The following is a 7694-nucleotide window of genomic DNA, read 5'->3' as shown; positions in this document are numbered from 1 at the left end:
CCTTACGGCGGCGAACCGAGCCGAGGGCGGCGCGGAGGTGCGTCTGTTGCTGCCCCTGGCGGCGAACCGTGACAGGGTAGGGTCCTGATGGACGAGAAGCGTATCCTGATCGTCGAAGACGACGCCGGTTTCGCCGCCACCCTGCGGCGCTCGTTCGAACGGCGGGACTATCGCGTCTGGACGGCGTCGGACGTTGAGGGACTGGAAGACCGGCTGGCGGAGTCGGCGCCTCAGTTCGCGGTCGTGGACCTGAAACTGGGAACGGGATCGGGGCTGGTCTGCGTGCAGCGATTGCACGCCTTCGATCCGAAGATGCGGATCGTGGTCCTGACAGGCTTCGCCAGCATCGCCACGGCGGTGGAGGCGATCAAGCTGGGCGCCTGCCACTACCTGGCCAAGCCCGCCAATACGGACGACATCGAGGCGGCCTTCGCCCGGGCCTCGGACGGCGATGTGAACGCGCGGATCACCGCCCGCTCGACCTCGATCAAGACCCTGGAATGGGAGCGGATCAACGAGACCCTGGCCGAGACCGGCTTCAACATCTCCGAGACCGCGCGGCGGCTGGGCCTGCATCGCCGCACCCTGGCCCGCAAGCTGGCCAAGCGGCCGATCCCCTGAGGGCGGCGGCCGGCATAGATTGGCCGCCCCTTCCCAGTCAATTCACGCACACGAGAGTGAAACTTGACGCGCGGCGTCGCCCATGCACCCATGCCGGTCCGATCCGGCGCCAAGACCGGGAGGGGGAAACGAGACAAGGCTTGAAGACCGGGCGGCGTCCAGCCGGCCTCGCGTCGCTTCAAAGCGCCTTCGGGAAGGGGAGCAATATGCGTCAGCGCGGTCGAGGATTCGGCGGGTTCGGTCCGTCGCGGCGGGGCGTCCTGTTCGCCGGCGCCGCAGGGGGGCTGGCGGTCGCGCCGCCGGAAGCGCCCGCCCTGGACGACGGCTGGCATCAGGCGGTGCTGGAACGATATTTCGAACATGGCGACAAGGCCTCGGGCGGTCCGGGCGACACCGCCGTGGGCGCCTGGCTGGACAGCGAACTGACGGCCGCGGGTTATCGCTGCGAGCGCCAGGGTTTCCAAGCGCCGTTCTTCGACGCTGACGAGGCCAGCCTGGTGATCGAGGGGGCGAAGGCCGTCGTCATTCCCCAGGCGGTGGTCCGCCCGACCGGGCCGGACGGTTTGACGGCCCCCTTGCGTCTCGCCCTGGGCGCCGGGCGGCTGGACGGCGCCATCGCCCTGATCGTCCTGCCGTCGCGTCGCTGGTCCAGCGCCCTGGACCCCCTGGTCGAGGCCGAACTGGCCGATGTCTGGCGCCGAGGCGCCGTGGCCGCTGTCATGATCACCACGGGGCCGACGGGCGACGCCCTGGCCCTGAACGCGCCGGCCCATCGGGACCCGAGCGCCGGTCCGGTCGCCATCCTGGCCCCGAACGACGCCGGCCCCTTCCTGGACGCAGCTGCGGATGGCGTAATGGGCCGGCTGACCCTGTCCGGTCGGTCTGGAGAACGCGCGGCCTTCAACCTGATCGCCCGGCTGGATCGAGGCGAGGGCCGAAGCCTGGTGATGTCCACGCCCCGGTCGGGCTGGTTCGGATGCGCCGCCGAGCGGGGGTCGGGCCTGGCGGTCTGGCTGGCGGCCGCGCACTGGCTGGCGGCGCGGCGCGACGACATCGACGTCGAACTGGTGGCCATCAGCGGGCACGAATACGAAAACCTGGGCGGCGCGGCCTATCTGGAGCGCCAGGCGCCCGATCCGGACCGGACATTGTCCTGGGTGCATGTGGGGGCCCACCTCGCCGCCCGGGACTGGCATGAATACGGCCCGAGGCTGAGGCCCCTGCCCAGTCCGGACCCCCAGCGTTACCTGCTGGCCAGCCCTCAGATCGTCGATCTGTTCCGTCAGGCCTTCGCGGGCCATCCGGGGCTGGAGGCCGTCTATCCGGCGACGGTCGAGAATTCCGCCGGCGAACTGACCAACATCCTGAAGGCCGGGTACCCCAGCGCGGCCGGTTTCTTCGGCGTGCATCGCTTCCATCACAGTCGCGGCGACGACATGCGGTGCGTGTCCGGGGCGCTGGTCCGGCCCGTGTCGGACGCCTTGCGCGCCGCCCTGTCCGGGATGCTGGAGCGGGGCGCCCGCTCATGACCGCGCCGTCTTCGCCGGCTGCGGACTACTCCGGCCGCTACCGCGCCCTGGTTCTGGGGCTGCTGCTCTGCGCCTATGTGGTCAATTTCATCGACCGCAGCGTCCTGTCGATCCTGGGGCCGGCGATCCGTGCGGACCTGGGGCTCAGCTCGACGCAGATCGGGCTTCTGGGCGGGCTCTATTTCGCCCTGCTCTACACCCTGCTGGGCCTGCCCATCGCCCGGCTGGCCGAGCGGATGAACCGGGTCAATATCCTGGCCCTTTCGCTGGCCGTCTGGTCGGGCTTCACGGCCCTGTGCGGCCTGGCGTCGAACTTCGTCGGCCTGGCCCTGTGCCGGTTCGGCGTCGGGGTGGGCGAGGCGGGCTGCTCCCCGCCGGCTCACAGTCTGATCAGCGACTATTTCCCCCCCAGCCGCCGCGCCTCGGCGATGGCGGTCTATAGTCTGGGGGTGCCGTTGGGCGTGATGTTCGGCGCTGCGGCGGGCGGCTGGCTGGCCCAGAGCCTGGGCTGGCGGTGGGCCTTCGTGGCGGTGGGCCTGCCCGGGGTCCTGCTGGCGATCGCGATCAGGCTGCTGATGCGCGAGCCGCCGCGCGGCCATGCGGACGCCCAGGCGCGCCTCGCCGCCGGCCTGGCGCCCGAGCCTCAGCCCGCCCCGCCGCCCCTGTCCCTGGGCCGGGAACTGCGCGAGATCGGCGCGGTGGCGCGCACCCTGTTCGGCCGCTGGTCGCTGCTGCACATGACCCTGGGCATCACCCTGGTGTCGTTCGGCCTTTATGGCTCCAACCAGTTCGCGCCCCAGTATTTCGTGGCCGCCTTCCAGCTGGACCTGGCCACGGTCGGTCTGATCGTCGGCCTGATCGGCGGGGTCGGGGCCGGGGTCGGGACCCTGGCGGGCGGCTTCCTGGCCGATCGGCTGGCCCGGCGCAGTCCCGCCTGGTACGCCCTGACGCCGGCCATCGGCCTGGCCCTGTGCACGCCCCTCTACATCCTGGCCTATACCCAGCCGTCATGGACCGTGGCGGCGGCGATCCTGATCGTGCCGGGCCTGTTCCACTACACCTATCTGGGACCGACCTTCGGCGTGGTGCAGAACGCTGTCCCGGTCCGCCGCCGCGCCACCGCGACCGCGGTCCTGCTGCTGTTCCTGAACATGATCGCCCTGGCCGGAGGTCCGCCGTTCACCGGCTGGGTCATTGATCGCCTGGCCGAGGCGCGGCTGGCGGGGGTCGGTGTCGGCGACGTCTGGGCGCTGCTGGGCGTCTGGCTGGGCGGCGCGGCCCCGACGGCCGATTTCGCAGTCGTCTGTCCTGGCGGCGTCGCGCCGACGGGCGCCGGGGCTGGTCAGGTCGAGGCCTGCCGCGCGGCCCTGGCCGAAGGCACGCGCGGGGGCCTGGTGCTGACCTTCCTGTTCTACGCCTGGGCCTCGGTCCACTATTTCCTGGCCGCCATGGGCATGTCGCGGCGCGATGCTCCGGAGGCGGGCGAGGAGTGAACCCGGCGGATCTTCAGGCCGCCTCGACCCGGAAGGCCGATTTGCCGATCCACAACAGGGCGGCGGCGATGCTCAGGACCACCGTCCCGACCAGCAGCAGAGACACCCCGACCATCCGGGGATCGCCGAACAGGTGGTCGGTGCACAGGGCCACCAGCAGGGGCACCAGGCTGAGCCCCAGGATGTTGCTGACGAAGGTGTAGAAGGCGCCGGCCTGACCTCTGAGCCTGGCCGGGGTGACCAACTGCAGCGCCGCGCCCGCCGGTCCGCCGGTCATGCTCATGGTGGCGATGGCCAAGGCCAGGCCGATCAGGCCGACAAAGGGATTGGGCGACAGCACCAGCAGGGCCACCGAGGCGATCTGGGCCAGGTTGATCCACGACCCCAGCCGCAGATAGGCGTCCGATATCCCGCGCTTCAGCATGGCGTCGGCAAGGGCGCCGCCGCTCAGGGCGCCGGCCGGTCCGGCCGTCAGCAGCAGCAGCCCCATGGTCAGGCCGATGTCGGCGATCGACCACTGATGGACGCGCAGATAGAAGGCGGCCGTCCAGCTGGCGATGGCGTAACCGAAGCCGGTGTGCAGGGCGAACCCCAGGTGATGGCAGGCCAGGGCGCGCCAGCGGGCGGCCGCGTGGGCGAAGAAGGCCTTGAAACTGGACTGGGCCGCCACCTCGGCCGCAGTGTCCGCGGCCGCCCTGCCCCGCGGGTCGCGGACGAACAGCAGGGCCAGGGCCAGGAAGATGCCGGGAACGCCCGCGACCAGGAAGGCCGCCTGCCAGCCATGCACATCGCCAACCAGGGGCAGGGTGATGTTGGGGAAGCCGTCCAGATAGGCCACCAGCCGCCCGCCCAGCAGGAAGGCGGTTCCAGTGCCCAGGTAGATGCCGGTGGCGTAGACGGAAAAGGCCCGCGCGCGCCGCCTGGGCTCGAACAGGTCGGCGATCAGGGAATAGGCGACGGGGGCCAGGGCGGCCTCGCCGACGCCCACCATCATCCGCGCCACGAACAGCTGGCCGAAGGTGTCCGCCAGGCCGCAGGCGGCGGTCGCCGCGCTCCACAGCAGGATGCAGATGGCCAGCAGGCGCGGCCGGTTGAACCGGTCCACCAGCCGCCCGAAGAACAGCCCCATCACGGTGTAGAACAGGGCGAAGGCGAAGCCGTACAGTAGGCCGAAATGGGTGTCGGTCAGGTTCAGGTCGCGGCTGACCGGCTCGATCAGGACCACCAGGATCTGCCGATCAAAGAACGACAGCACATAGCCCAGCATCAGCAGGAACAGCACATAGCCGGGCCGGGCGATCAGCGGCGGTCGTGGCGTTCCGGGCATGGCCGGGGTCGTGTCGCTGATCTGCATGGTCTTTTCGCCCCGGTTGGCGGCCGTGGGCCGCGGGTGATGGTCGTCAGGCCGCCGTTCGACGCCGCACGGCGTCCCTGTTCTTCATCTGGCGTTCCAGATCCGCCACGATATCGGCGACCGGCTGGATCTTGCGGATCGCATCGACGCCCTGGCCGGCCGACCAGATGTCGCGCCAGGCCTTGGCGCCGTTGTGCGGATCGTCGAAGTCGATGCGCGAGCGTTCGCTGGCGGGAATGGCGTCGGGATCCAGACCCGCCGCGGCGATGCTGGGCCGCAGCATGCTGTTGGGAATGCCGGTGAAGGCGTCGGTGACGATCAGGTCGCCGACGCCGGCCTCGACCAGCATGGTCTTGTAGGCCTCCTTGGCCAGGCTTTCGGGCGTGGCGACAAACGGCGTGCCGACGTAGGCGTAGTCGGCCCCCAGGGCCAGGGCGGCGTCGATGGCCGCGCCCGTGCCTATGGCCCCGCCCAGGACGATGGGCCCGTCCCAGAAGTCCCGGACGGCGGGCACGAAGGCGAAGCCGGTGATCGATCCCGTATGGCCGCCCGATCCGGCCGCGACCAGGATCAGACCATCGACGCCCGCGGCCGCGGCCTTGCGGGCGTGTTCCACGGTGGCGACGTCGGCGAAGACCTTGCCGCCATAGGCGTGGACCGCGGCTATGACCTCGGTCGGGCTGCCCAGGGCGGTGATCACCAGGGGCGGGCGATGGCGCAGCACCACCTCCAGCGTCTCGGGCAGGCGGCGGTTCAACCGGTGCACGACCAGATTGACCGCCCAGGGCGCATCGTCGGGTCCGACCGCGGCGGTGATCCGCGTCAGCCAGTGGTCCAGGTCCTGGGGCGTGCGGCAGTTGGCGGCGGGGAAGGCGCCGATCACCCCGGCCTTGCAGGCGGCGATGACCAGGTCCGGCCCTGAGACCAGGAACATGGGGGCGGCGATGACCGGAATACGCAGGTTGGCGAACATCGACGTCAGGCCCCCCGCCCCAGGGGATCCAGTTGCGACAGCTCCCGCCGCATCACCTTCTGCAGGGCGTTTCGAGGCAGGGTGTCCAGCTCGATCATGTGTTCGGGCAGTTTGAACACCGCGACCCGCCGGTCCTTCAGAAACTGGATGATGTCGGCCAGGCTGACTGAACCGGGCACATGCGGCGCCACCGCCACGGCCACCTTCTCGCCCAGGCGGGGATCGGCGATGGCGTAGGTGGCCGCCTCCTTGATCCCGGGATGCTGCGACAGCAGTTCGTCCAGTTCGGCCGGGGCGATCTTCAGCCCCCCGCGAACGATGATGTCCTTGCAGCGGCCGACGAAGCGGTAATAGCGCGCCAGTTCGCCCTGACCGGCGATCTCGAACAGGTCGCCGGTCTTCAGGAAGCCATCGGCGTCGAAGGCGGCCGCGGTCAGGTCCGACCGCCCGTGATAGCCGCCGAAGATGCTGGGGCTGGACATGCGAAGCTCGCCGGGGCGGCCGGGCTCGTCGATGGTCTCGCCGCTGTCGACATCGACCAACCGCCCGGTGATCTGGACGGACTGGGGCAGGGCGGGCCAGTCGAAACGCGGATCGCCCAGGCGGGGGAAATAGGCCCCTCGGTGTTCCGGGTTTGGCGTGTCGGCTGGCGAGCTGAGCAGGCTCATGCCCTCGTTCGAGCCGAAGAAGTTGATGATCTGAACGCCGAACTCGGTCTCCATCCGGCCGATGACCCAGCCGGGGATCGCCGCCGACCCGGTGCCCATGACCCGCAGGGACGACAGATCCGCACTGGCCCTCAGCGCCTCGTCCTGAAGCAGGGAGATGAAGAAGGCCGGCGGCATGAAGGTGACGTTCACCGCCTCGTCGCGGATCTGCTGGATCACCAGTCCGACGTCCATGGGCGAATGCAGGATCAGGGCGCCGCCGCCCATGACCCAGGGCATGACGCTGCCGCCTATGGCCGCCATGTTCACCAGCGGCCGGGTGTTCAGGATCACGTCGTCGGGCCGCATGCCCGCGGAATCGATCATGATCTGACCGGTCCAGCGCCAGTTGTTGTGGGTCCGCATCGCCCCCTTGGGCTCGCCCTCGGTGCCCGAGGTCCAGCAGACGGTGAAGACGTCGTCGGCGCAGGCGCGTCCCTGCGCCAGGGCCTCGGCCAGGGCCGTCTCGCTCTCGGCGTCGGGCGCCCACCAGGCGTCGGGGTCATCCAGCCGATCCAAGACGACGACCTGGCAGTCGCCGCCCTCGCTTAGCCGGATCGGGGCCTCGGACAGGTCGCGCTTCTTGAAGCGGGAAACGGTCAGGAACAGCCGGGGCCGCAGATTGGCCAGGATCGGCTTCAGCTCATTCTCGTCGAACTGGGGCAGCAGGGGGCTGTAGACGGCGCCCAGCCGCGCACAGGCCAGCAGGACCAGCACGGACTCCACGATGTTCGGCAACTGGGCCGCCACCACATCGTCCTTGCCCACCCCGCGCGCCGCCATCCGGCCCGCGAGGGCCGAGACGGCGGCGTCCGTCTGCGCATAGGTCAGACGTCGGGGAGAGCCGGTGGTGAAGTCTTCGCGGTTCGGCGCGTCGGCCAGGGCCAGGCCTTCGGGATTGCGTCGGACGCTGGCCCGGAACAGGTCGTTGATCGTCTCTTCGAACCACCAGCCCTTGGCGTGAAACGCCTCGGCGCGCGCCGCATCGTGGACGATCATGACCGGGCCTCGGTCGAC

Annotated in this window: 6 protein-coding genes; 3 read left to right on the top strand and 3 right to left on the bottom strand. The window is 70.3% G+C overall.

Features of this window, described 5'->3' with window-relative positions; all coding sequences use genetic code 11:
* The first annotated feature begins 84 nt into the window (after positions 1–84).
* The 3 genes from KF910_RS09060 (at position 85) to KF910_RS09050 (ending at position 3643) form a co-directional block, all read left to right on the top strand.
* Entirely contained in the window at positions 85–621 is a 537-nt protein-coding gene (locus KF910_RS09060) for a response regulator transcription factor (protein ID WP_416354693.1), read from the top strand.
* 206 nt (positions 622–827) lie between these two features.
* Positions 828–2150 carry a hypothetical protein gene (locus tag KF910_RS09055; protein ID WP_292260863.1) on the top strand — a complete coding sequence of 441 codons (1323 nt, stop codon included), beginning with the start codon at positions 828–830 and terminating at the stop codon, positions 2148–2150.
* Positions 2147–3643, top strand: a complete 1497-nt coding sequence (locus KF910_RS09050) for a spinster family MFS transporter (protein WP_292260859.1) — start codon at positions 2147–2149, stop codon at positions 3641–3643. Before KF910_RS09055 ends, KF910_RS09050 begins: the two co-directional genes overlap by 4 nt.
* A 13-nt stretch (positions 3644–3656) precedes the next feature.
* Here the strand turns inward: KF910_RS09050 and KF910_RS09045 are convergent, their stop codons facing one another.
* Genes KF910_RS09045 through KF910_RS09035 form a run of 3 tightly spaced genes read right to left on the bottom strand, consistent with a single transcriptional unit; the run spans position 3657 to position 7676 of the window.
* Positions 3657–4997: a spinster family MFS transporter gene (locus KF910_RS09045; RefSeq protein WP_292260856.1), complete on the bottom strand. Its 1341-nt coding sequence runs from the start codon at positions 4995–4997 to the stop codon at positions 3657–3659.
* Between the two features lie 46 nt (positions 4998–5043).
* Positions 5044–5970, bottom strand: coding sequence for an NAD(P)H-dependent flavin oxidoreductase (locus tag KF910_RS09040; protein ID WP_292260853.1), 927 nt, complete (start codon positions 5968–5970; stop codon positions 5044–5046).
* Between the two features lie 5 nt (positions 5971–5975).
* On the bottom strand, positions 5976–7676 hold the full coding sequence (locus KF910_RS09035; protein WP_292260850.1) for a class I adenylate-forming enzyme family protein: 1701 nt from the start codon (positions 7674–7676) through the stop codon (positions 5976–5978).
* Positions 7677–7694: the final 18 nt, after the last annotated feature.

Source organism: Brevundimonas sp. (assembly GCF_019636155.1).
Classification (GTDB): Bacteria; Pseudomonadota; Alphaproteobacteria; order Caulobacterales; family Caulobacteraceae; genus Brevundimonas.
The sequence above is the reverse complement of the archived record's forward strand: the minus strand, read 5'-3'. Positions and strand labels throughout refer to the sequence as shown.

Bases quoted from the DNA above. Each gene is read 5' to 3' on its own strand.
- KF910_RS09050 (WP_292260859.1), top strand. From the start codon at position 2,147: ATGACCGCGCCGTCTTCGCCGGCTGCGGACTACTCCGGCCGCTACCGC.
- KF910_RS09055 (WP_292260863.1), top strand. From the start codon at position 828: ATGCGTCAGCGCGGTCGAGGATTCGGCGGGTTCGGTCCGTCGCGGCGG.
- KF910_RS09045 (WP_292260856.1), bottom strand. From the start codon at position 4,997: ATGCAGATCAGCGACACGACCCCGGCCATGCCCGGAACGCCACGACCG.
- KF910_RS09040 (WP_292260853.1), bottom strand. From the start codon at position 5,970: ATGTTCGCCAACCTGCGTATTCCGGTCATCGCCGCCCCCATGTTCCTG.
- KF910_RS09035 (WP_292260850.1), bottom strand. From the start codon at position 7,676: ATGATCGTCCACGATGCGGCGCGCGCCGAGGCGTTTCACGCCAAGGGC.